25 protein-coding genes are annotated in these 24,659 nt (G+C 53.4%); 9 read left to right on the top strand and 16 right to left on the bottom strand.

Annotation, left to right across the window (positions count from 1 at the left end):
- Position 1: 1 nt before the first annotated feature.
- The 11 genes from QN062_RS09075 to QN062_RS09025 form a co-directional block, all read right to left on the bottom strand.
- Positions 2–637: a TetR/AcrR family transcriptional regulator gene (locus QN062_RS09075; protein ID WP_369341480.1), complete on the bottom strand. Its 636-nt coding sequence runs from the start codon at positions 635–637 to the stop codon at positions 2–4.
- 71 nt (positions 638–708) lie between these two features.
- Positions 709–2,325, bottom strand: coding sequence for a phosphoenolpyruvate--protein phosphotransferase (gene ptsP, locus QN062_RS09070; protein WP_369341479.1), 1,617 nt, complete (start codon positions 2,323–2,325; stop codon positions 709–711).
- Entirely contained in the window at positions 2,322–2,582 is a 261-nt protein-coding gene (locus QN062_RS09065) for an HPr family phosphocarrier protein (protein ID WP_369341478.1), read from the bottom strand. Before QN062_RS09065 ends, ptsP begins: the two co-directional genes overlap by 4 nt.
- A 163-nt stretch (positions 2,583–2,745) precedes the next feature.
- Positions 2,746–3,474: a D-allulose 6-phosphate 3-epimerase gene (gene alsE, locus QN062_RS09060; RefSeq protein WP_369341477.1), complete on the bottom strand. Its 729-nt coding sequence runs from the start codon at positions 3,472–3,474 to the stop codon at positions 2,746–2,748.
- Positions 3,475–3,503: 29 nt separating this feature from the next.
- Positions 3,504–4,619 (bottom strand): PTS fructose transporter subunit IIC, encoded by a 1,116-nt coding sequence (locus tag QN062_RS09055; RefSeq protein WP_369341476.1) that lies wholly within the window; start codon positions 4,617–4,619, stop codon positions 3,504–3,506.
- A gap of 44 nt (positions 4,620–4,663) precedes the next feature.
- Entirely contained in the window at positions 4,664–4,975 is a 312-nt protein-coding gene (locus QN062_RS09050) for a PTS fructose transporter subunit IIB (protein WP_369341475.1), read from the bottom strand.
- A 20-nt stretch (positions 4,976–4,995) separates the two neighbouring features.
- Positions 4,996–5,460 (bottom strand): PTS sugar transporter subunit IIA, encoded by a 465-nt coding sequence (locus QN062_RS09045; protein WP_369341474.1) that lies wholly within the window; start codon positions 5,458–5,460, stop codon positions 4,996–4,998.
- Positions 5,461–5,484: 24 nt separating this feature from the next.
- Entirely contained in the window at positions 5,485–5,913 is a 429-nt protein-coding gene (locus tag QN062_RS09040) for a PTS sugar transporter subunit IIA (RefSeq protein WP_369341473.1), read from the bottom strand.
- On the bottom strand, positions 5,910–7,313 hold the full coding sequence (locus QN062_RS09035; protein WP_369342591.1) for a transcription antiterminator: 1,404 nt from the start codon (positions 7,311–7,313) through the stop codon (positions 5,910–5,912). The genes QN062_RS09040 and QN062_RS09035 overlap by 4 nt, the downstream gene beginning before the upstream one ends.
- A gap of 1,414 nt (positions 7,314–8,727) precedes the next feature.
- Complete coding sequence (locus QN062_RS09030; RefSeq protein WP_369341472.1) at positions 8,728–9,642, bottom strand: class I SAM-dependent methyltransferase; 915 nt, start codon at positions 9,640–9,642, stop codon at positions 8,728–8,730.
- Positions 9,643–9,903: 261 nt separating this feature from the next.
- Positions 9,904–10,743, bottom strand: a complete 840-nt coding sequence (locus QN062_RS09025; protein WP_369341471.1) for a PhzF family phenazine biosynthesis protein — start codon at positions 10,741–10,743, stop codon at positions 9,904–9,906.
- 575 nt (positions 10,744–11,318) lie between these two features.
- On the opposite strand from QN062_RS09025, the gene QN062_RS09020 reads away from it, so the two are divergent.
- From QN062_RS09020 to QN062_RS09005, 4 genes are all read left to right on the top strand, one after another.
- A complete protein-coding gene (locus QN062_RS09020) occupies positions 11,319–12,062 on the top strand; it encodes a GntR family transcriptional regulator (protein WP_369341470.1) in 744 nt (247 codons plus the stop codon).
- Positions 12,055–13,065 (top strand): ADP-ribosylglycohydrolase family protein, encoded by a 1,011-nt coding sequence (locus QN062_RS09015; protein ID WP_369341469.1) that lies wholly within the window; start codon positions 12,055–12,057, stop codon positions 13,063–13,065. Before QN062_RS09020 ends, QN062_RS09015 begins: the two co-directional genes overlap by 8 nt.
- A gap of 220 nt (positions 13,066–13,285) precedes the next feature.
- Complete coding sequence (locus QN062_RS09010; RefSeq protein WP_369341468.1) at positions 13,286–14,758, top strand: cytosine permease; 1,473 nt, start codon at positions 13,286–13,288, stop codon at positions 14,756–14,758.
- Positions 14,759–14,915: 157 nt separating this feature from the next.
- A complete protein-coding gene (locus QN062_RS09005; RefSeq protein ID WP_369341467.1) occupies positions 14,916–15,725 on the top strand; it encodes a PfkB family carbohydrate kinase in 810 nt (269 codons plus the stop codon).
- A gap of 688 nt (positions 15,726–16,413) precedes the next feature.
- Here the strand turns inward: QN062_RS09005 and QN062_RS09000 are convergent.
- Positions 16,414–16,734, bottom strand: coding sequence for a MazG nucleotide pyrophosphohydrolase domain-containing protein (locus QN062_RS09000; protein ID WP_369341466.1), 321 nt, complete (start codon positions 16,732–16,734; stop codon positions 16,414–16,416).
- A gap of 244 nt (positions 16,735–16,978) precedes the next feature.
- Between QN062_RS09000 and QN062_RS08995 the strand changes: the two genes are divergently transcribed.
- The 4 genes from QN062_RS08995 to QN062_RS08980 all read left to right on the top strand — a co-directional run bounded on the left by QN062_RS08995 (position 16,979) and on the right by QN062_RS08980 (position 19,018).
- Complete coding sequence (locus QN062_RS08995; protein WP_369341465.1) at positions 16,979–17,311, top strand: hypothetical protein; 333 nt, start codon at positions 16,979–16,981, stop codon at positions 17,309–17,311.
- A 167-nt stretch (positions 17,312–17,478) separates the two neighbouring features.
- The gene (locus QN062_RS08990) at positions 17,479–17,841 is read left to right on the top strand and encodes a nuclear transport factor 2 family protein (protein WP_369341464.1); all 363 of its coding nucleotides are present in this window, start codon (positions 17,479–17,481) and stop codon (positions 17,839–17,841) included.
- 111 nt (positions 17,842–17,952) lie between these two features.
- Complete coding sequence (locus QN062_RS08985; RefSeq protein WP_369341463.1) at positions 17,953–18,402, top strand: GNAT family acetyltransferase; 450 nt, start codon at positions 17,953–17,955, stop codon at positions 18,400–18,402.
- A gap of 181 nt (positions 18,403–18,583) precedes the next feature.
- Positions 18,584–19,018, top strand: a complete 435-nt coding sequence (locus QN062_RS08980) for a GNAT family N-acetyltransferase (protein WP_369341462.1) — start codon at positions 18,584–18,586, stop codon at positions 19,016–19,018.
- Positions 19,019–19,070: 52 nt separating this feature from the next.
- On the opposite strand, the gene QN062_RS08975 is transcribed toward QN062_RS08980, so the two are convergent.
- Positions 19,071–19,694 carry a flavin reductase family protein gene (locus QN062_RS08975; RefSeq protein WP_369341461.1) on the bottom strand — a complete coding sequence of 208 codons (624 nt, stop codon included), beginning with the start codon at positions 19,692–19,694 and terminating at the stop codon, positions 19,071–19,073.
- A 78-nt stretch (positions 19,695–19,772) separates the two neighbouring features.
- On the opposite strand from QN062_RS08975, the gene QN062_RS08970 reads away from it, so the two are divergent.
- Positions 19,773–20,486, top strand: coding sequence for an ArsR/SmtB family transcription factor (locus QN062_RS08970; RefSeq protein ID WP_369341460.1), 714 nt, complete (start codon positions 19,773–19,775; stop codon positions 20,484–20,486).
- A 174-nt stretch (positions 20,487–20,660) separates the two neighbouring features.
- Here the strand turns inward: QN062_RS08970 and QN062_RS08965 are convergent, their stop codons facing one another.
- From QN062_RS08965 to QN062_RS08955, 3 genes are read right to left on the bottom strand one after another with little or no spacing between them, the layout of a single operon-like run.
- Positions 20,661–21,311, bottom strand: coding sequence for an NAD(P)-dependent oxidoreductase (locus tag QN062_RS08965; RefSeq protein ID WP_369341459.1), 651 nt, complete (start codon positions 21,309–21,311; stop codon positions 20,661–20,663).
- Positions 21,312–21,359: 48 nt separating this feature from the next.
- Positions 21,360–23,900, bottom strand: a complete 2,541-nt coding sequence (locus tag QN062_RS08960) for a YhgE/Pip family protein (RefSeq protein WP_369341458.1) — start codon at positions 23,898–23,900, stop codon at positions 21,360–21,362.
- Complete coding sequence (locus QN062_RS08955) at positions 23,887–24,399, bottom strand: Rrf2 family transcriptional regulator (RefSeq protein WP_369341457.1); 513 nt, start codon at positions 24,397–24,399, stop codon at positions 23,887–23,889. Before QN062_RS08955 ends, QN062_RS08960 begins: the two co-directional genes overlap by 14 nt.
- Positions 24,400–24,659 lie beyond the last annotated feature (260 nt).

Raw genomic sequence — 24,659 nt, 5'->3', positions numbered from 1 at the left:
GTTACTCGCCGCTTTCGAGATGTTCTTCTGGAACAAACATGGCCGACAGCAAATCTTGCATCGGCTCGGCCAATGCTTCGGACGTGATTCCCGAGAGAGGGTCGAAGGCCTTGGCAGACCGGAGAATAACCATGCCGACGGCAGCTGCAAGCACGATCTGAGCGCGCAGAGCTCCCTTGTCTGAGTGCGAGCCGTCGGCGGAATGCAGGATCCTGCTGGCCATTTCAGTGAAAGCCTCAGCTCGCAATCGCTCAATTCCAGGATCTCCAGATGAACGCACGAGCAGCAACAGCAGGTCTCCCTCATGCCCCCAGGCTGAACTCGTGACCTGTTGACTTATCGCTCTCGCAAGTGCGGACATATCTCCCGGAACGCCCTTATCCGAAGCGTTCTCGTTGATGCTTTGCAAGCCTTTCGCCGCTTCTCGCAGGCACTCTCGAAACAGTTTTTCCTTCGAATCGAAATAGCGATTCACCAGCCCCACGCTCACATGCGCGTCTTCGGCTATCTGACGCATGGTCGTCGAAGAGAACCCATGAATGGAGAAGAGCCTGCACGCCGCCCTGAGCAGAGTCTGCCTGGTATGTTGCGGGTTCCGTTGTCGATGATTCTCTTGTGAACCGCCAGTATCGCCCATGATATCCTCCTTGCCGCATTGCCTGAACATTTACCTTACTCGCAATGCTTATATATACAGCAGGGCAGCAATCACGCTTGTGTGATGGCTTTCCTTAGGAGAAGGATGCTGCCAGGAGACACCGACAGTTCATCGACCCCGATCTTAAGAAAAGTCTCAGTCAGGGAAGGATCCGCTCCAAGCTCTCCGCATATGCCGCACCAGATGTGGTGACGATGTGCCGCTGTGACTGCCATCTCTATCATGCGAAGCACGGCTGGAGAATGTGGGTCTGCAAAGCGTTTGAGATGAGGGTTCTGACGATCGCATGCCAGGGTGTATTGGGTGAGGTCATTCGTTCCGATTGAGAAGAAATCAACCACTTGCGCCAATTCTTCGGCCATGATCACAGACGCTGGGGTCTCGATCATTATGCCCACTTGGATATCCTTGTTGAACTTTACATGCTCATCGTTCAATGTTGTCTTGACCTCTTCGATGATCGCTCGAGCATCCTGAACTTCTTGCACTGAAGTGATCATTGGGAGCATGATTGCGATGTTGCCAAACGCTGACGCTCGCAGGATTGCCCGTAGCTGCACCTTGAATATGTCGGGTTCGGTCAGACAGATGCGAATCGCCCGATATCCTAGTGCCGGATTGTCTTCCGCTTGAAGACCGAAGTAATCGACCTGCTTGTCTGCACCGATATCCAAGGTTCGAACGATGACGTGCTTGCCACCCATCTTTTCGGCGACCTCCCGATATGCGGCAAATTGCCTGTCTTCGCTTGGAAAGTCATCGCTTTCCAGATAGAGGAATTCACTGCGGAACAACCCGATCCCCTCTGCATCGTTGCCAAGGACGGCATCCATATCGGAAGGTCGGCCGATGTTTGCATATAATCTGACCGCTTGGCCGGAATGCGTAACCGTCTTCTTTCCCTTCAGAGCATTCAGCATGCGCACATGATCGAGATATTCTTCACGACGTGCCTTAAATTCCTCCATTGTCTTCTGATCTGGGTCAATGACGACTTCACCGGTTGAACCGTCAACCAGCATCATGCGACCATCGACATCATTGCTTAAAGCATCGCCCACACCAATGATCGCCGGAAGGCCCATGGTGCGCGCAAGAATCGCAGTATGAGAGTTGCTGCTCCCCTGTGCGGTGACAAACCCCATGACCGCATTCCTGTTCAGCTGAGCCGTCTGACTGGGAGCAAGGTTTTCAGCTGCAATGATCAGCTTGCTCGCATCATCTGGGCCATTGGCAGTGCTTTTCCCCTCCAATATGGCAATGACTCGTTGAGCCACGTCTCGAACATCACTCGCGCGCTCTTTCATATACGCACTGTCCATATCTGCAAAGACCGAAGCAAAATGCTCTCCCGCCTCATGCACTGCGAATTCGGCATTGACATGGCTTCGGATGATGGACTCTATCTGCTCGACAAAATCCGGATCCTTGACCATCAATGCATGCGAGCGAAACAGCTCGGCCTTGTCTTCACCAAGATTCCTGGCAGTCTCGTCATGCAGCGCATTGAGCTGGACGATGGCCGTATCCATGGCCAGGTGCAAACGCCTGATCTCTGCATCAACGTCATCGACAGTACTGCGTTCAACAGTCTCTGCTCCAGTGATGAACCGCACTTCACCTATTGCTACGCCCGGCGAAACTCCAACTCCTTTCATGGTTCTCATAGCGACTCCTTCAGGAAGGCTTGCAACTGGGACGCTGCCTGCTCCGCATCTTCGCCTTCGACTTCAAACGTTAAGGTATCGCCCTGTGATGCGCCCATGCCGAGGACGCTGAATATTCGTTTAGCATCGACGTGCTTGTCTTTGAAGAGGATGGTGACTTTGGATTTGCATTCCTGAGCCTTCTGCACGAGCAGTCCAGCTGGACGGGCGTGAATGCCATTGGGATCTGTTATTACGAAATCAAATTGCTTGTTCATTATTTCTCCATGTGATGAAATATCACAGATCATTGAAAGTGCAGATCATTGAAAGTGCACAGATTTATAAAAGTGCACGGTTCATCGAGACGCTGGCTTCATGGAACCGCGGGTTATCGAGAGCCGCAAGAAGCCAAGCGTCAATCATGCGGGTATGCCAGACTCAATCGTCGGAACGAAAGACACCGTTGTCAAAGCGATATCCTGTGCTTCGCTCATACTCGTCGACCATTTGCGACCAAGAATCTTCAATGTTGTCGGTGAGCCCGAAGAGCCCGCTTCGGCCGATGACATACACGTCAGGCTTCGCATCGGCAATCATCTTCCAATGCTTCAGGTTCGTGGAACCATCCATTTCTATGTGATACGACAATCCCATCTCGTCACGTATCTGTCGTAGTTCGACAATTTTCGACAGTGTGCTTTCCAGGAATCGTTGGCCCGCGAATCCCGGATCAATCGTCATAATGGTGACCTTGTCAAGAATATCGAGATATGGCTTGATGATGTCGACCTGGGTTTCCGGATTGAGAACGACACCAGCCTTGAGCCCAGCCGCATGAATGTCATCGATCATGCTGAACGCAACGCCGTTGGCGACTTCAGAGGGGAAGCAGATATAGTCACATTTCACAGCGATCAACTGCTTCACCCAGAATGGGGCATCGGTGACCATCATATGGGCGGACAGCGGCAGCGATGACACTTTTCTGACCTGCTCGATGAACCAGGGCGACAGTGTGATGTTCGGAACGAAATGGCCGTCCATGATATCGACATGATACGAATTCACCTTGGAGTTCAAGAACGTGATCTGCTCTGTGAACTTGTCGAGATCCATGGTCATCAATGAAGGTGAGAGTTGAATCGTTCTGTGTTGTTCATTATTCATTGTTAACTACCTTTATCCAAGTTCGTAAACTACATGATTTGGATGTCGTCAAGATCGACATCCTTTTCTTCGACCGGAACGTCACCTTTCAACATCGCTTCCTTGCCGACATCCTTCTTGATGAGTGCATACACGCATCCGGTCACGAGAATGTTCGCCACGATGGCAAGCAGCCCGGCAGTCCAGTTCGAACCCATCGTCGGCAACATAAGGAAACCACCAAACGGCACCGTTGCCCCCTCGCCCTGCGTCATCGTCATCAAGATGGCGCCTTCGACCAAGCCACCGCACCCGGCAGCGATAATGCCACGCACGAGATCGTTCAGGATGATGGGAATGACACCTTCGACAATGTTCACGACGCCCATGGGAACTGCGGACTTAAGCGTCTCAATTTCCTCATGTGTGTAGATGTTCTTGCGCAGCAGCTTTGCGATGAAGAATGCAAGTCCAAAGCCGATCGGAGTGGCAGTATTCGTAAGCTGCAAGGCAGTGACAGGGCCGTTGATTCCCTGAGCCTGCAAGGTCAAGGCGAACGCGAAAGCCGTCTTATTGATAGGACCACCGAAATCGACGATGCTCAACGCGCCCAGAAGACCGCCAAACACAAGGTTAGACGCACCATTCATACTGGTGAGCAGGTTGGTCAGCCAGTCGGTAAACCAAGAGATAGGCGTTCCTATGACATATATCATGATGAGGCCGCTGAGGAACGAAGCTATGAATGGCACGATCAGAGTCGGCATCAGACCTTTGGCCCATTTCGGAACCTTGAAATAGGTCAGAACGCCCACCGCGAGCCAGCCTGCAACATAACCGCCAACAAGGCCGCCGATGAATCCTGCGCTGATCGATACCGCTGCCAAACCAGTGACGAACCCAGGCGCGATGCCTGGCTTTCCTGCGATGGAGAATGCGATTCCCGTGGCAATAATGACAGGGAGCAAGCCAAGAGCCTTGCCTCCCAGGGTTGCCAGCGCCTGGAAGAAATCGAACTTGCCAATAACCAGAGCGTCCTGGCTCTTGCCCCCGAACGCCATGCCGATGGCAATCAGGAATCCAGCACCACACACGATGGGAATCAGATACGATATTGCGGTCAGCAAATGACCTTTAAAATTGGCTTGCTTGAAAAATTTTTTCATGATGACACCTTTGTCTGTTCATATGTTCTGAATTGATGAATGAGCTACTTATTGACGATTTCATGAAGTTTGGAAAGCAGTTTGCGAGGAGATTTAATCGCCGTGTCCGTGGAGACCTTGACGACCTTTTTCCCAGCAAAACGGGATTCGTTGGCAATTTTGATGTCTACTGCAAGGAGCACGACATCGGCATCCTCGATGTCATGCTGTGTCAGCGCATTTTCAATGCCAATGGTCCCCTGCGTCTCCACCTTGATTGAGTCTCCGGAGGCTTTCGCTGCATCCTCCAGTTTCTGTTGTGCAAGATACGTATGGGCGATTCCAATGGTGCATGCACTCACTGCTGCTATTTTCATTTCATTTCCTTACTGCTGGTTCATTGTTCCAAGAACGCGTCGATGACCTGATCGACATCGACCGCCTTGAGAAGTTTCTCTGTCACGTGTTCCTTCGCGAGTTGCCTTGCAAAGAGAGAAAGCAGCTTCAAATGCTCTTGAGAGTTTTCGCCACTCGCCCCGACCGCGAACAGAACAACCACTTTCGCGCCAGTCGAATCCAGCGATTCCCAATCAATCTCACGATGAAGTATCGCAATGGCCACGCCGTTTCGCTGCACCGTGGAGCTGCGTCCGTGAGGAATGGCGATACTGTTTCCGATGCCCGTGGCTCCCTGTTCTTCACGTTCTTCGACCGCACGAATGAAGTCATCCTTGGACTGAATGTATTCGTGTTCGAACAGTCGATCCGTCAACGCTTCGATCACGTCATCCTTGTTTCGGGCTTCGAGATCGGTGAGTATGGTGTTGCGATCCAACACGTCTCGTATTGAAAGTTCCCCCATTGCTGCTCCTTCATGAGGTTTGAATTATTTATTGCTGAACTGGCTGTTGACTGCGGTTTCAGATCCAGTCGACAGTATTTGCATGACGCGGTCATCTGCGATGATTCCGAACAGCGCTTTCAATGCATTGGTCTCGACTGCATTCACCTGCCGAGGCAGCATTATGCAGAGGAATCGATCCACACCACAACCGGGTTGCCAGTCATAGATTGGTCGCATTGTCTTGAAAAACGCCATGACCAACGTTCGGACACCTCCACTCTGAGAATGAGGCAAAGCCAAGGTCTCAGAAAGCAAAGTGTTTCCTTGTATTTCACGATCTTTCAATGACTGAACAACCTCAGCTCGATCGACAATGTCTCCGTGCATGTCCAGCATGGCGACCGATTCGTTCAGAAAGGTTTCGCGAGAATATGAGGCAAGCTGCATGTTCCAAAATACCTGCACGTTCATTTCACTCCATCCCCCTGCCTGATTCGTTCGACAGCGGATTCGAGGCGCTCCTGATCGGAAAGCGTCAGCATTGCGCTCACTACCAGGCTTGGAACGCGAATCTTGGAAGTCAAATCAATGGTCGACACCACCAATTCGACGTCTTCATGCCGTTGCAATTCGGCTTCGAGGTCTCGTAGGGCAACCGTTTCAACGACATGCAGGCCAGAAAACCGTCGCTGAATCTTGGATTGCAGCAGCTGTGAGGTGCCCAGACCCGTAGTGCAGACCAACAGTATGTTTAGCTGATAGTTGCTTTCCAACGACTGCGCAAAATAGACCGTAATAAACCCGATCTCTTCATCGTTGATACGGTTGAGATGAAATTGTTCAGACACGGAGGAACACGCTTCCTTCACTGCGTCAAACAGGCTTGGATATTCAAATCTGATCTGTTCCAATAGATTGTTGGAAACCGAGATGCTGTTGTTCAGTCTGTTGAGCAGAGGGCGTATGTGCTTTGCCAAGTTGGTGAACAGTTCTGCACTGTGCAGACCAGCATAATCGGAGTTCTCATTGACACAATCAATGAGGTATCTGGTCACATCACTGACAGTCTGGGAAAAGGTAGCATCTTCCGACATGTCCGTGTTCAATCGAGAAGATATGAGATATTGATATAGGTTGTATACCTCGGACTCATCCAACATCGTGTCGAGATATGCATTGAAATTGTTGATGACTTGGTTCGATACGCGAACGATTTCAGGATACCGGCTCATCAGCGGCGCATAGTTTTCCCCACCTATCACGCGATGTCTTCCCGTGGAACGAAATCGGGCTATCAGAATGTAGAGATGCGAGAAAATATTGACGCTATAGGGGTATGGGATTTCTGTATGCAATAAAGTCTCGATCAGATGCAATTGACGCCCTACGAACGCGCGATCTCGAGACTGCTTGTATTTGTCCGATTCCAATACGTCGGTCGCTATCACATCGCCATCTGGAATGAGAAGACTGTTGATGGCCTTTCTGATGTTCGACTCCGACCCATTGATCTCAACGTAGTCAAATTTGCGAACGAGTTCCAAACCGAAACCATTCAACATCGAACGAAGAATCTTAATATCCATTGAAATCGTTGAATCACTCACATAGAACTGAGACCACAGCTGGTTCACCTCACACAATTGCGGTGCACACAACAGCATTTTCTTAAGAACCCAGCTGCGTCTTTCCACTGAAGTAAGACGATTCTTCCTGAATGCGTCGTTGAACAAGCTATCTGAGCTATGCAGATGCCCAGCAATGAGCCTATATCCCTTGCCTCTGCGAGATTCAATAACCGCGCCATCCTGAGCATGTCCATTAATTTCTTTCACAGTTCGGGAAATCGTCTTCGTCGAGACACAAAGCATCTTTGAAAGTTCCAATCCAGAAACGAATCCACGCTGATGTGTGAGACGATTAATCAATGGTTTCTCAACTTCAAATGTCATCAATGTGCCCCCTTACACTGATTCCAGTATATGAATGGAGCACAGGTCTGAGCCGCCCATGAACGCTACAATCCAGTCCGTTGGCAAGGGACACTTTTTAGATATGCCTCGATCCCAGATATGCCTCGATCCCAGCACGAAGTTCCGCTTCAGGAATCGAGTTTTCAAGTTTTTGGCATTACTCAAAGTATGAACCCTTCAGCATGGCTTTGCGCCAACCGTCATTCCAACGATTCACGAGCTTTATACTTTGCCTAGTCCCAAAAACTTGAAAACTCGGCTATCTTCGCTGAAGAAGTCATAGGAATCGTCGTCAATTGTTGGATAATCGGGGAATCATTGATGCACGCGCGATGCAAACTTGACATAGCGTTCAGGAATCAATCAAAACCTCGCTTGACATTAAGCAGCGGTGTGGAAGAACCGTCCAATGGCTGGCCTCCGACAGCATTTGAACCGTTCCTGTCATGTGAATCGCATTCACTTGACTTGACGACAGTCATGCTGATGACGATTATTGGCACGGTCGATATCGTGACTGTCTGATTTCAATCGCTGTCTTAATCTGTGATGTCATCGCAGCAGCCTTGGCAGCATCTTTCGCATCCTTGCCGATACAGAGCGGCCCAGGGAAATCTGGCAAAGCACTCGCCATTCCAAAAGCTTGCTTCGGAAATTCACATCAATAATGATGCAAATTCTTCTCAACCGTGATTCGTCGGCTACGAAGCTCACATCTGTGGCGGCAGGTCGGTCAATCTTGCCGTGTTGACATTCGCCGAACGACGTTCGCAATGCACACTAAGGCAATCATTGCATTCTCCGATTGCTAAAAGATCGTCGGTTGGATTGCGCACTATGACACTTCTGTATGTCTGGCCTTCGAATAGATCTACCTACACCACTCAACACAACACTTCGCCTGACATGCTTGTCAGCTCACCCGTCAAGCGAGTTCTCTGTTGACATGTAAATCACAAACGGCACCAATGCTTTAAAAATAGCCAGAAGCAACAATCATCCCACTTCATGTCCAAGATAATTCCATGTCGCAGTGCCTTGAGGCGGCTAGTTCAGAGAAGGCGAATGGAGATCTACCAGTAGCGGCGGCATCAGCAGCGGCAGCGGCATCACCATCACCGTCATTCTCCCGATCCTTGGATGGTTCAGAAATATCGGCAGCCATCAACATACCCATCAATTACCATTTTCTGGGCTTCGGCGCTTTGGTAGGCTTCCCTGAACCAGTCATACCCGTGCAGCCTCCTCGGCTGCTCTTATCCAGCTCACCATTACCACTGCTCCATATGTCATCATTCCAAGAGCAATTGCGCTACCGACCTTTTCTCGCCACGATTGAGAAGGTCAGCGGAATGTCGGGCAACTCTTGTGGCATGCGCCATCCGCCCTCCTCATCGTTGGGCACCAGCATCGGCAGCGACTGCCAGTCCGCGATTCTATGCTCGTCCAGACTCTCGATGGAGAGCCCGGCGTCGATGAGAGATTCGACGATCTCGTGGAAATCATGCGCCCAGTTATGGTTTTTCGTATGTGCGATTTTCCCTGCGGACCCCTTGGTATACGAGGCATCGGATTCATACGTCGATTCCGTACCGCTGAAATAGCCTTGTTTCAGATCCAAGCCCGAGTTGTCAAGAGCAAAGAGCAGCGGATGATCGTCCCTCACCATGAACACCCCACCTGGCGTCAGCAGACTTGCGATCGAGCGTGCCCAGTCTGACAGTTCCGGCAGCCAGGTGATTGTTCCGACGCTGGTAACGACCGCATCAAACATATTCAGACAATCCGGCAGGGCCAGATCCGCATGGCGGGCATCTCCCTGCACAAAATCAATCGTCGCATGAGCTCTTTCGGCAATCGACCTGGCATAGTCCAACGAAACATCGGAAAAATCCAGGCCGTGCACCTGCGTCGCACCCAGACGATACCAGCTCACCGTATCAAGCCCAATATGGCATTGCAGGTGCAGCAGCCGTTTGCCCTGTATCGCCCGTTCTTTCAGATGAGGTGCCAGAACCTCGTAATCGCGCCGAACAACCTGCGTTATTGCCTCAGGATTATCGGCAAAGGCATCGATATCTCCATATCCGCCGTTCATATGCACAGTTGCCCTGTCATTCCAGTTTTCAAGATTGTCATTGATATCCTGGCGATCTTGGATGCGACCGCGATCGCGGCAGCCTCGCTGATCGGGGCAACCCCCAAGGGATGAATGCACATCTACCATGTGTGGCTCCTCTCGAATAGAGAACACAACGTGTTATCGGGTGGACCAGGCGACGCTGTCCAAGAAGCGCCACGCCCCTGATCGCCGCAGTCTGCCGTGACCTGACATCGAATAGCGTCCCTTCATCTGGTCGTCAAGAAATCCGGCTGTGCAGAAATTCTCATTGGCGATAGCGCAGTTCCCGAATCCTAACCCGAATACGAACCCGAATCCGAACCCCGGTGTTCTCCATGAGATCTGCTTTGCGAAGGAGAGAGTGTCTCAGACTGTGGCGGTTCCTTTGAAGCAGATGGTGCTCCCGCCACCGATCCAGACGTGCTCGCCATCGAAGTCGACGACGATCTCGCCAGACCTGCCAAGTCTCGTGCCTTGCGCCGCAACGTAATGGTCAGGCGCCTTCCCCGTTCGAATCAGCCATTGCGCCACCGATGCATTCAGACTGCCCGTCACCGGATCCTCCGCCACATGAACGCCCGGTGCAAAGGCTCGCAGCTCAAAGCGATGGCGCGAGCCTTCTGGATAGGGTCCGATGACGCCAACCATCGCCTGCGGAATCTCGCTGAAGTCTGGATTCAAGGAAAGGACGCTCTGTGCGGAATCCAGCATGACGGCCATCCATCCTGGACCGTTATCCACCCACTGCGAATCAACTATCCGCTCCATATCCACACCCAACGCATCCGCGACCTTGCTAAGATAGTCAGCTTCGACAGGCCCCGCATGAAGGGTCGGCGGAGCGGCGAACGAGAGCAGATCGCCATCCTGCTTCAGCTCCACAAGGCCCGCACCGCATTCCTGAACGATGCTCCCTTGCTGCCGAGGAACGCCCCCGTTTTCCAGCCATGCGCGTGCAGAACCAAGCGTCGGATGCCCCGCAAACGGAATCTCCTTGGCCGGCGTGAATATTCGCACGCGATAATCAGCGTTGGAATCCGATGGAGGAAGAACGAAGGTCGTCTCCGAAAGATTCGTCCAGCGGGCGATGAGCATCATCTCGTCATCGCTGATGTCCTCGGCATCCAGCACCACTGCCAAAGGATTGCCCCTGTATGGTGTGGCCGAGAAGACATCGACCTGAACGAATGGATATGTGCGTTTCATGAGCGTGACCCTCCTCCAACCAGATGTTCATTCACAAGCCTACTCCCCGCACCGCAGCATCAAGAGCTCCGCAACTGCGACGAATGGAAGTTGGCATTCGTCCAGTGCCACCGGCTAAATCACACGACTCAGCAAGCACGACGCCCAACGCATCGCTGACTGGGAATGGCGCCATGTTCAGGCCGCGACTCCTTGAATCATTCCCTGACTGAAGACTCATGAATCCGATGACATATCACTGGACCATGTTTCATGCACAGCGGCAACCACTAGCTGGCAGTAGATCACGTCCAACCTCCGTACTTGTCGTCGCCTTCGCCACCAAGTCATCATCCATCGAGGCTGTCGACTAGATGGATAGACAGATTAGTGTATAGGTATATGGTTAGCGGACAATCCACCAAGAGACCATCGGTCGTTTCTCAACCTATGCCACATATCATTCCACAGTTCAAAAACAAAGCAATCATTGATATTTTACCCGCCAAAGAACTCTGATATGAGCATCAGAAACAGATGACTGGTGTATCACATAGATACTAGACAAGTACACTAGTATGTTCTATACTGGAAATATGACATCGAAGTCTCCAGGAACAAACCAATACTCATATCGAGCCATCGCCGAGGAGTTAGCCTCCCGCATTCAGCAAGGCGAATATCAAGAAGGAGACAAGCTCGGTTCGGAACTGTATCTTTCTGAAGAATTTGGCGTCGCACGAGGCACAATGCGTAAGGCCCTAGACATTCTGAAGCGGCAGCATATGATTCAGACCAGGTCAGGCGTAGGGAGCTTCGTCGCCTTTCATGGGCATTCCATGGAAAGCACTCCAAGCTGGACGGACGCCATTGCTAAAACCGGGTCGATATCTTCGACAAAGGTCATCAGCATTGAGAAAATGCCTCCCACCACATTTCTCAAGGCTACCTATCACGTCGACTGTGACATCTACCGGATTACACGCTGCCGAATGAGCGGAGAGGATCCAGTCTCGGTCGAAATCTCTTCGCTACCGTCAAATAAAATGCTGGACCTGCTCATGGAGCGTGGTCTCCTCGGCGGTTCAATTGCCTTGACCATGAAGGCAGCCGGCATGATCCCTTACAAAAGCGTTCAGGACGCCACGGTCGGAACGGTTCCAGAACTATACGGAAAGCAATTGAACGCTCAAGAAACTGATCGATACCTCATCGTGAACCGAGCAAGCCTTGACTCAGACGGAAAACTCATAGAGTACGTCATCTCGTCTCTCAATCCGAATCATTTCTCATTGCACATGGAATTCGAAAGGACAGAGGAAAATGAAGGAAATGAATAATGCCTCTCTGCGCGATCGCGCATTGGGAGCGCTGCAGGGCATATCGCTCGGTGACGCTCTGGGCATGCCGACTCAAAGCATGAGTCACCAATGGATTCAAGATGCATATGGAAAGATCGAGGGGTTGGTGAATGCGATAAGCGACGAGCCCATCGCGCCGAACATGCCTGCTGGATCGGTGACTGACGATACTGAGCAGGCGCTTCTCGTCGCTGGATTGATTGTAAAAGGCAAAGGACATATCGATCCTCACGAATTAGCTGCTTCCCTTCTCAGTTGGGAAGACAGCATGAAGGCAAAAGGCTCGTTAGACCTATTAGGCCCGTCAACCAAATTTGCGTTGGAGCAAGTTCGAAACGGAGCCGACATCAATCAAACCGGACAGACAGGGACGACGAACGGTGCCGCAATGCGGGTTGCGCCGGTCGGATTAGCGCATCGAGTGACATCATCTGGTTTTGAGAATTTCGTATACGAATCCTGCAGAGTCACACATAACACGGTGCCAGGCTTCCGAAGCGCACTGATCGTCGCAGCCTCCGTCAGCTTCGGCATGGAGGCTGAATCAACCCGAGATGCCATATCTCACGCATTGCGATATGCGGAATCCATACACTCTCGAGGTGCGTGGAGTCCCAAGGCAGATGTATTGACACGGACCAGGCTAGCCCTCGAGTTTGCCAAGGAAAACGAAGGCAATCCCGATTTTCAAGACATGCTGCGAAATGAATTCGGGACGTCGGTCGAATCCAATGAATCCGTGCCAGTTGCATTGTGCCTGGCCTGGCATTACGCAGAGAATCCTTTGGGCGCGCTTCTTGCCGCGGCGAACATCGGTGGAGACACTGATACGATCGCTTCGATTGCCGGAGGAATTCTGGGCGCATCTTCAGGCACTGAGGCATTCCCCAAAGAATTCACTGAACAGGTCAGCATGGTTTCGAATCTGAATCTTGCTCCGATTGCCGATTCTCTTGTTGATTTGCGGGAGCAGGACGAATGATGTTCAGGACCAATAATGTTCAGGACCAATGATGTTTTCAGGAGCGAGTCGGAATCCACGAAGGCTTCCACAAACCTTGGATCTCAACTCGCGTTTCTCTCCATATAGTTTCTTTCCGCAACTGGCACATGCTCTCATTGCGCACTCTGTGCCCGGAGCTCTCGACATATCTTCAATTCAATCCAAATGAGTGTTTCATTTATCAAAGGAGATAATCATAATGAATTTGGATACAAGCAGTCAGGATCAAGGCGTTCTCTCACGGGTGGAGCAGCGCGGAATTGAGCCTGTTCCAAGTAACGAGCGAAACGGTTCGCCCGGTCAGCTGTTCTGGGTGTGGTTTGCGGCGAACATATCCATTCTCGGCATTCCACTCGGCGCAACGCTTGTAGCCTTAGGGCTCAACGTCTGGCAAGCCGTTTTGGCAACGGCCATCGGAGCGTTTGGATCCTTTGCGCTTGTGGGCGTCATCTCCATAGCTGGTCGTAGAGGCGGTGCACCTTCGCTTACGTTGACACGATCAATATTCGGAGTTCGAGGAAACATCGGTCCAACGCTGATTGCGCTGCTTTCTCGCCTTGGGTGGGAAACGGTCAACACCATTACCGGCGCATCCGCTCTGCTCTCATTGAGCGTCATCTGCTTTGGAACTGCTGCAGGCTACAAGGATGTGCCCTGGCTGACCTTTGTGTGCGTACTAATATTCGTCGCGCTCACAGCGGTGATTTCCGTCGCAGGCCATTCATTCATACTTACAGTTCAGAAGTGGGCAACATGGGTCTTTGGAGCATTGACATTGCTCGTTGTCTTGTATCTGGTCACGACAGTGGATTGGAATCAACTGTTTTCTGGGAAACCCGGCACGGTGAGTGCATTTATCATCGCAGTTGGCACCATTGCAGCTGGAACCGGCATCGGTTGGGTGAATTCCGGAGCCGATATGGCCAGGTACCAGAAAACCAGCGTGAAGGGAAGCTCTCTCATCCTCACCGCAGCCGCAGGCGCGGGAATACCGTTGGTGGTGGTCATTGGCGTTGGTTCGATACTCACTGCCGGAGGATCAGGACTCGCATCCGCAACCGATCCCGTGGCAGCGGTAAGAAGCGCCTTGCCGGCTTGGGTGTCCATTCCCTATCTGATTGCTGCCTTTGCAGGATTATTGATGTCAAACAACATTTCAGTCTATTCAGCCGGATTAACCACACTTACGCTTGGCATTCGCATTCCAAGAGTCTATGCCGTCACTCTTGACATTCTTGTAACCACGTCGGGAGCAATGTACTTCATGCTGGGATCCGGCGGATTCTATGGACCATTCGTTACTTTCATATCGCTGCTCGCCGTTCCATTGACTGCCTGGACAGGTGTTTTCCTAGTAGACATGATGGTGAGAAAACGATATGACTCATCTGCCCTTCTGCAGTTGAACAAGGAATCCAGATATTGGTATTGGCATGGCATCAACGTCTCGGCCACGATGAGCTGGCTGATCGGACTGGCAGTCGGTTTCCTCTTCGTCACAGCCAAAGTCTCGGAGAATGTCACCTGGTTCTCCGGACCGTTGGCGAATACGGTAATTGGAAGAAATGGACTTGCATGGCTTGTGTCACTTTGCTTGGCAGCTGCGCTCTATGCCATATTCGGCTTGCCCCGTCTGCTGAGGGAACAAACGAAGCTGCCCGAGGGGAGATAGCATGATGCGTGCACCAAGAATATTCCATTTAGCACAGGTCTGCGTTGATATAACTCTCCATATCGACCATCTTCCGGAACGCGGTGGCGATGTGTTTGCATCGAATAATGGCATAAGCGTGGGCGGAGGGTTCAACGTTCTGTATGCAATCAGGCAAATGAGAGCACCCGTATCCTATATGGGAGCGATCGGTTCTGGACCAATGGCCGATATCGCACGGAATGGACTGAAACTCATAGACGTTGACACCCCGGGAGCGGTCATCGCTGATGTCGACACCGGGTTCAGCATTGCGATGACAGAACCGAACGGCGAACGGACCTTCGTCTCGACTCGTGGCGCAGAAACCATGGCTCCCCCGGATTCCTATGAAAAAATTGCACTCGTGGATGGCGATGTCGTTTATATCAGTGGATACTCGTTCGTCCATAAGAGCAATGCCGAGGCACTTCGGAGATTCATCAGAAAAAACACTGGGCATTTCTCTGGGCACATAGTCTTTGATTCGAGTCCGGTTATTGCTGATGTCAGCGACGAGAATCTGGAAATGCTCAAAGTGCTCAAGCCCATATGGTCGGTCAATGAACGAGAGGCAAGGATTCTATGCCGTAGATTCAATCTGAGCATCGAGGGTGAAACAGATGAAGATCGTTGTGCTATCTTGGCTCGCTTCCTGTCAGCGCCAGTCATCATCAGGGTGGGAGCCGATGGGGCTTGGTATGGCGATGGAAGTGCAGGTGGCAAAGTGATTGCCCGCCACATACCTGCCTATCCGACCACAGTCATTGACACCAATGGCGCGGGAGACACCCACGCGGGCGTATTGTGCGCCAGTCTTCTTCAAGGGAGAAATCTCATTGACGGGCTTAAGCTTGCAAACTGCGCCGCGGGCCTATCCATTTCGCAATTCGGCCCAGCAACCTGCCCGTCTCGAGAAACAATTGAGAAGAGTGTCAGTCAGCACTGATGGGGAAAGGCAACTGACTGGCTGACTGACTGCGTTGTTCGGCAAATATGGCGATGACCCTGCTCTGTGCTCAAATTCAGCAAGGAGCTTGATTGTCGCCATATGTTGACTTGCCAGTCTCCGGGGCGCTGTCAGGCGTGTTCTCTGTCTCTGTTTGAAGCAGTGGAGCATGATTCATGGTATGAGCACGATCCCCAATCACTGGGTAGGAAAATGCGATTCGAAGCAGCATACGCGCATAATACCCGTTCACAAGACACATTCGCATGCGCATGAACAGCTCAATGAACGATTCAACAGCGAGTCTCACCCCACAGCAACTTCGCGCTGTTTACAGTCTCTGACTGTAGATTGGTGAGATGCAAAAATCCACAGGCGAAGCATCAAGCGTGTTTGGCATGCAAGCCCGACATGTTCGACAACAGAGAGCCTGAAGGACGTGCATTGGAAGACAGATAGATTAAGGATTTACAAGTTGCGTCAATCTAAGGCGCAGTCCCGAGAATCACGACTGTATCCGTCCATCCGTCCACCGCATTCCGCGAAACGCGTGGACGCTCGAATTCTTGGCTCACACTTGCCACTTGCGGACCATGGCATGAATCACGCCAAACGATTCCAGGCCGATCGGACGTTCAATGGACCTTCGTCTTGGTTGAAGGAGGCTTCCGACGCTGCCTTCTCAGGCCTACTTTTCGCTGAAACGTTCATGAAGCTTGCCTTCGCTGGCCTCAATCAGCTCGTCAGGACCGTAACCGTACTTATCCGCAAGGATCAGCACATTGTCCAAGACATCGGCGAGCTCCTCACGAATGTGGTCATGCTGCTCCGATTCAGATTGAACCTGCTCATGCGGATGATCGCGTCCTATCTCGTAGGCGCGGACCGCCTGAGACAACTCCCCCAATTCCTCGGTGAGGAACGCCAACCTGATGAATGGCGGATACGCATACCAGCCCCGACTGGCATAGAAGTCTCTCAGCCAGAGCGCATGATCGGCAATATTCATAGGTCAACCCCTTGATGGAAACGTCGCTGGACATCAACGACTATAGACACGAGCCCAGATTGCCTCGTTCTCTCAGTTCCTGGCGGGAACGCGCAGAATCTTCGCTGTAGAAGCGACATTGACCGTCATCAAATCTCACGCAATCAGCCGGTGCCGTGATGCACTTATATAGGCACATCTTTAAGCACCTCGATGAGCGCAACTGTAGACTGGGTGCATCGCGACCAGGTAAGGAAGAACGCACATGAGATTCTGGGAGTGCAACGATCCGACAGCGCTGAGCGCACGATGCCCGGAGGAATACACGGCGCTGCTTCTGCAATATGACCACTTCACGGTGACAGTCGGCGACCTCCAGGGAATCCTGATCACCTATCCATGGCATACCGAGAAGCTGCCTGAAGGCGGACGAATAGCGCACGTGCTGCTGAACCCGTCACCGAGTCACCTTTCCAACAGTTCCGAGAGTCTTCGATCGACGATTCTTCGACACCCACAGGCACCCGCTGCCGTTCAGAAAGTCATCGACCAGTTGAACTTCGTGCCTGCCACGGACTTTCCCATCGAGCAGCAATGAGCTTTTCCCAGCCCAGTTCCATCCTTCCTCGTTACAGCCCACATATATGGCAGACCTCCAATCACAGCCGGTAGAACCTGGATCAGCTCACCGTATAGACCCGCGGACGAGAGCCAGCCAAGACATACGATGGAAGCCGATGGCACCAGGAAAAAGGAAAGCAACGAATGAACACTCCCACAGACACCCTCAACCGATATTTCTCACTGTCAAACACCGCAGGCCAGAACGAGCAGGACTTCACGGAACTGATTGAGCTCTTCGCCCCAGATGCAACCCTCACATCCGGACGAGGCGAAACGGCGAAGGGAATCGACAAGATCCATGACTTCTTCCACACCTTCTTCGCCCGCAACACTGAACTTCATCACGTATGGAACACCCGGCGCATCGATTCGACGCAATATGCCGTTGACTGGGCCGTAGCGGGACGCAGCGCAGCAGGAAAGGTCTTCGCCATCACAGGGACGGACACGACGACCCTCGACGGCGACAAGAGAATCACATCGCTGCAAGTCCAGGTTCACTGATACCAAGTGAACCCAGCCACGTCAGAGCATGCACATGCAATAACGATTCATCTGACCGAGCGCACCATCGAATTCGTCGGAAAGATTCGGTTCAGGGAGTAGATTCCATATATGGTTCAAACTTCTGTTCTGATAAGACCAGCCACATCTACGGATGCCGACGATATCATCCTGCTTTGGAAAGAGTGCGGCTTGACGCGCCCGTGGAACGACCCAGACGCTGACTTGCATCGCCTGCTTGACTTCACCCAGGCGCACGTCCTGGTCGCCCAGGAACAAGAAGGACGGTTGGACATTGCTGGCAGCGTCGTCGCCCAATGGGACGGACATCGAGGCTGGATATCGTTTCTCTGCGTCAGCGATCGCCACCGACACGATGGGATAGGGACGCTCCTCATTGAACAGGCCGAACGGTGGCTCGTGAACAAGGGCGCGCCTGCGATACAGCTGCTGATACGCAACGATAACGAAACGGTGACCGGCTTCTACAGGAAACTCGGCTATGGTCAGGTCCCTTCAGCCTTGTGGCAGAAACGATATGACGGACACACGCGCCAATAGGAGCGGGATCGCTTTTCCTGCGAATTGCAGAACCATGCAGACTTGATTTCATATCCCTTCCCAATCCCCTTGCAGAGGGGTTGCCTCTCCCACATGGATTTGACGCCAAGAACGTTCTCATGAGCGCATCGTGCTAGCATTTGCTTGCAACACAGGCGAAAATCGTTAAGGGGAATCATCAATGAGCGACGTCTCATTTCACGACATGCAAGGGTCCGACGACCCATCATGGGATCAGGCGTTCGCAATACTGATTCAGCTGCGTGACAACCTCACACGCGAAGAACTGTGGACAGTCATGGACGAAGGAACGCCCCAGGGCCTGAGATTCACCGCAATGTTTGATGGTCAGACCTGTGTCGCCATTGCTGGATGGCGACTATTCGCCAACACGCATCTCATGCGGGTGCTCTACGTTGACGATCTATGCGTCGATGCCTCACGACGCTCACAGCACTATGGCCACCTATTCATCGACGAGCTCAGGCGACGCGCAATCGAACTGGGAGCCCACGCCATCGACCTCGACTCAGGCGTGCAACGATTCGCGGCACACAGATTCTACATGGACAACGACTTCCACATCAGTTCCCACCACTTCCGCAGCGACCTCTGACACCAGACGCACCAACCGGCATGCAGCCATAGATCGCTTATGTGCGAATCCTTCATTGCACTGGCGTGGGTGTCTCGGTGATTGCGCTTTCGCCAATCTGAGGCGCGAGCGTGTGATAGTGGCGGAAATTGTATATCAGCGGCTTCCAAGCGGTCGGATCGATATGCGATGTGCCCGCCACCACGATCGCCGGGTCGGCATGCACCTGCAGCACATGCGCCTGGACGACGAGGAAATCTTGCCCCGCGTCCTGCTCGCAGTGGACCACTTTCACCTCTATCTGAAGCCTGCATTCGCGAATGCCATCGCATGAGACATGCTCGCTCGGTTCTGGGGTGAGTCCCACCGCAGCGAACTTGTCCGTCACACGCATGCTGCCATGCCCATGCTGGCTGCGCGCATGCTCGACTCCGGTCATGTCTCCGAGCCGCTCGACCTGCCTGAAGAGTTCCGGTCCAGGCAGATTGAGCACAGCCTCCCCTCTTGCGGCAAGGTTCTCAGCCGTGCGACTGCCAAGGCCCATGCCAAGAACGATCGTGTCACCCAACGCCCACGAACTGCTCATCGGAGCGATGTTCGTCGAGCCGTCGGGATTCGTGGTGCTCAGCAGGACGACAGTATTGCCATAATAGAGAACGCCGGGCCGTACATTGATATGAGTGGTTGATGATTTCATGTTCATGTTCATGGAACAAGCATCGCATGCGAACGGTTCCATCCATATGGAAGCTTCGACGATGTAACCTAGATATCCGTGTGCACATTCGATACTGGAAGCGACATCGCCCGCCTGGCTTCGACCCTTGCCGATCCCACCCGCGCGAATGTCTGCGCAGCGCTCATGGATGGCTGCGCCTGGACGGCGAGCGAGCTGGCAAGGCAGATGGGAGTCAGTCCCCAGGCGATGACGTCATGCCTTTCCAAGCTGGAAGAGTCGCATCTGATCGTACGCATGCAGCAGGGCAGACACCGCTATGTCAAACTCTGCGACGAGCATACGGCACAGATCGTCGAATTCATGGGAACCGTGGCACAAGCCAGACAGACGCAGGCAATCGGATACCGGCAGGTTCGAGCCGACCAGCGGCTCCGATACGCCCGAACCTGCTACAACCACATTGCCGGGCACCTGGCGATCCTCATCACCGCCGCAATGCAGACCCGTGGACTCATTGACCTTCGAGACGATTCAATCCGCCTGACAGACAAGGGCACGCTCTGGTTCGCCAACAACGGCATGCCGGAGTCTCAGCTGCGCAAGACCCCACGCATCAAGGGATGCCTTGACTGGACCGAACGGCGCATGCATATCGGCGGCAGCGCCGGAAGCGCATTATGCTCTCATCTCATGGACCTCAGCGTCATACGCCGAGATACGCCAAGAAGGGCGCTGCGCGTCACCGCAACAGGAAAACGCTGGTTCGCGAGCCAGCTAGGCATCGACGAAGACTCGCTCGACGAAAGCTAGCGCAGTCACCATTTTCCACGCCTCCCCCACAACGCCTCACCCGCAGAGACCATGAGTCGAGACATGCCAGACAACGCCGGACACCGCATCATATGGACTCAAATCCACAAGGAAGAAACGCAAGCCTGCCATGGGCAAAGACGCGCCACCGAAGCGGTTCCAGATGGAGCACCTTCATTGCTTGGGCGTCCAACCCCTTGCTGTGGTGATGAGGATGCGCTGTCCGATGGTATGAGGATCGGAAAGAATCGCGACGATCTCCTGCGCGACACTGTCAAAGGGAAGGGTTGGCATACCTGGAACCTTCGCGACTTCTGCAAGCGGCTTCGCAGTCACCTTGAAACTCGCTGGCGCATCCTTGAGATTCACCGGATAGACGATCGTGTAGTCCAGACCGGATTGCTCCAAGATGGCATCTGCGGCTGCCTTGTCTCGGAAGAACTTGCCCAGCACCGTTCGGTATGCGAGCTTCATGAACCACGCCGCCTTGTCGGCAGTGTCACCCGCACCGAATGCGGATACCAGTATGACGCGCCTGATATGTGCGGCCTTCGCGGCCTTGACTATCGATGGAATGTTGCGCTGCATGAACGAGGCATCTGTGACAGCGCCCGTTATCGCAACGACGATCGCTTCTGAGCCTTTGGCCGCCTCGGCGAGCGCGGTGGTGTCCTCCGCGTTTCCCTTGACGATCCTGATTCCCCTGCTCGCAGCCACGGCTTCTGGCCTGCGAACATATGCGGTGACCTCATGCCCTGCGCGAACTGCATAGTTCATGGTTCGCGATCCCACATTCCCAGTCGCGCCGATGATGACTACCTTCATTGTTGCTCTCCTTTATGGTGATGGTGATGGTGATGATGACGTTCGTGCCTATGCCTGAACGGCCTGTGTGACGCTGCGCTTCGTCGTGCCCGCAGCTCCGTCACTTCCAGGAATTCGCGATGAGCTCGGGTCAACGAGAATCTTCCGGCGTCGAATGGCGAAGATTATCAGTATGAGGATGTTGGTGATGACGCTCAAGACGATGAACAATGACAGTTGGCTCCCGATGCCGCCTCCTATGGAAATTGCCTGTCGAAGTCCGTCAATCGCACGGGTCATCGGCAGCCATGGGTTTATTGCCTTGTAGAAGCCATTGGACAGCACGATGGGATAGGTTCCTCCCGATCCTGCCAGCTGAAGCATGAGGAATAGCAGCATCAGGAATGCTCCCACCTTGCCAAAAAGCACGTTGAAGAAGGTGATCAATGACATATATGTCAATGCCTCGAAAATCAGGAGCAGCAGGACGTTAGCGGGATGGAGAGGATTCAGGCCGAGAAGCATCACCGCTGCGAACACGAAGGTCGCCTGGGCGATGGAAACCCCAAGGAAGGTCGGCATCTTCTGCATCCACCAGTGGAATCCTGAGCGCGGACGATACCGTGGGACGCCGGCCTCGAACATCATGTTGAAGGCAAGAGCTCCGACGAATAGAGCCACTGACATCATGTAGGGCGCCATCGCGGTGCCATTGTTGGGCACGGCGGCGGTTTCCTTCTGCTTGAGATTCACCGGTGCGGACACGGCCTTCGCAGCCTTGTCCGAAGTATTGATGGCACCGATTGCGTCTGACGCTCCCTTGAATTTCCCTGACATTGAGGACAGGCCGGACGTGACCTTGGTCAACGCCTTCGACACCGTGCCTTCGCCGGTTGCGAGCTGCTGCGAACCCTGGGTGATGGTGTTCGACGCCGTTGCAAGCTGCTGCGTTCCCGTGACCAGCTTGCTCCCCTGAGCTGAGAGCGTCACCGTGCCCTGGCCGAGCGTCGAGATGCCCGAACCGAGAGTGCTGATACCCGAACCGAGCGTCCCCACCCCGTTGACATAGGTCTTCGAACCCTTCGCGAGGGTGCTCGCGCCGTTGGAAACTGCCGAGCCGTAGGTCTGGATCCCTGCGCCGAGCTGCTGCGAACCGGGAATCAGCTTGCCATCAACGCCCTGCTTGGCCTGTGCCAGACCATTCGACAGGCTGGTGATGGCCTGCGCTGATCCAGGCAGGGCCTGAGCGGATTGCGTGGCTATCTGCTGCGAGCCGGATTGCAGGGTGGCCATGCTTTGCGTAGCCGTATCGCTTGCCTTCTGCAGCTCATCATGCAGCTGAGTTGATCCGCTCACAAGACCGTTCATTTCCTGGCTGAGAGTTGTTACCGAGACAGTCTTACCGTCGCCAGACTCAATGCCTGCGTTGACAGCGGAAAGAATCTCCTGCTGTTGGGCGGAGCTCAGCTGCTTGTATGCTTCCGTACCGTTGAGATTGCTCGCCGCGGCCGTTTCCTGCGCTGCAATGAGTGCGTTGAGTTGGCTCTGCATCGTTGAGGCGAGGTTCTGAACCGTCTGGCTTGCCGTGACGGCTGGTGCAATCTGAGAACCCATGTCGATCTTCTGAATGGCAGCATTCAATTGCTGGATCGCAGCATTCAGCTTCGGCAGACCAGTGGTCAACTGCTGCATCTGCTTCGTCTGGGCATCACTGAGTGTGAGCGACGATGACAATGTCTGCATTCCCGCGGTGAGGCTTGCGTTGGCGGACTCGAGCTTCTGCGCACCGCTCTTGCTGGAGGACGACAGCGTCGAAAGCCCAGAGACGAGCTCGGAGCCCTTCGCCGTGAGCTGTCCCGCACCATTCGACAGTGCCGCACTGCCCGACTGCAGCTTGCCGACGCCCTCATTGACCTTGGACACTGCCTGCGTGTATGTCGATACGCCGACCTTGAGCGTGTCAGCGCCATTCGAGAACTCGACCGCTCCCTTGGAGAGCTTCAGCAGATTGGTCGAGAGCTTGTCAGTCCCCTTGGCGATCTGCACGGTTCCGTCATGAAGCTCCACCGTCGCATCGTTGGCGGTCGTGAAGGCCTTGCCGGTGTTGGAGAACTGCGTGAGCAAGGTTCTGACATAGATCTGGGTCACCTGTTCAGCGACGCTGCTTTTCAAGGCGTTCGCCGCGCTGGTAACCATCTTGGATGCCGTGAAGTTATGGCCTTCCGAAATGGAATATCGGACGGTCGGCGTCGTTGGATTGTCTCCCAGAAGCGTTCCCGCATCCTTGGAAAGACTGTCAGGCAGCGTGACCACCATGTAATAGTCACCATTCGCCAGACCGCTCGTCGCCTGCCGCGCGGAGACGAAATGATAGTCCAGGCCCTTCTGCTTCTTCAAGGATGCGACGATCTGATTGCCAAGCGCCAGCGACTTTCCCGAGACCGTTGCGGTCCGATCCTGGTTGACGACCGCAACCGGGAGATTCGCGACGTTTCCATACGGATCCCACATGGAACTGAGGAAGATGAGATTGTATAGGGCTGGAATCAGACTGACCGCAGCAATGACCAATATCGCAAATCTGCGACCCATCGTCTTAGCGTTCTTCATTGCTGGCCTCCTTGCACGGCGGGCATATATGCCGGTTCGTGGTGATCTCGCTCCAGTCAACGGTTCCGTTCACGTAGTCGATTCCCTCAAGCGCCCTCGAAAGCGGGTATCTGCTCAACTCGTCAAGAAACAACCGCTCCGCCCGAGACATGACATCCATGATCTCGTGCTCGCTCTGCATCACTCGGTCGCCACTGTGAAAGATCTTCTGTGCGAAATGCGAGAGCTCATAGAAATGCCCATGCCCTTCGATCGCATAGAACACGTCAAGCATCGTGATGTCGTCAATGGAGCGCGAGAGCGCATAGCCGCCATCCTTGCTTGCATCGGAAGTGACAAGCCCCTCCGAGACCAGATGCGGAACGATCTTCTTCAGATATGAGGCTGACACATCAAGCCGACGACTGATGACGGCGCTCTTGACGGGCTTATGCCCCTTTTGGAGCGAAAGCAGCAGTAGCACGCAGGCAGCCTGTTCCAGACTTTTCTTCATTTTCATTGCAGATAGACCTTATCCAGTGACATATGTTATCCACGGTAATCATGCATCCGGTGACACGGTTTGTCAACGGAAGAGACCTGAATGAGCAGCCATTCAGCTCACAGCGGCACAGTTGTGCAGAAGAGTTGCGCGGCACAGTTGTGCAACGCAGTCATGAAGCACGGTTGTGCGGCAGAGTCATGAAGCACAGTCGTGCGGCACAGTCGTGCGGCAGAACGTCCGCGCTCGAACAGCAGCGCGATGCGGCATCTGTCCAG

Origin of the sequence: Bifidobacterium sp. WK012_4_13 (genome assembly GCF_041080835.1) — a bacterium.
In the GTDB taxonomy this organism is placed as follows: Bacteria; Actinomycetota; Actinomycetes; order Actinomycetales; family Bifidobacteriaceae; genus Bombiscardovia; species Bombiscardovia fermentum.
This window is presented reverse-complemented; position numbering and strand designations above follow the sequence as displayed.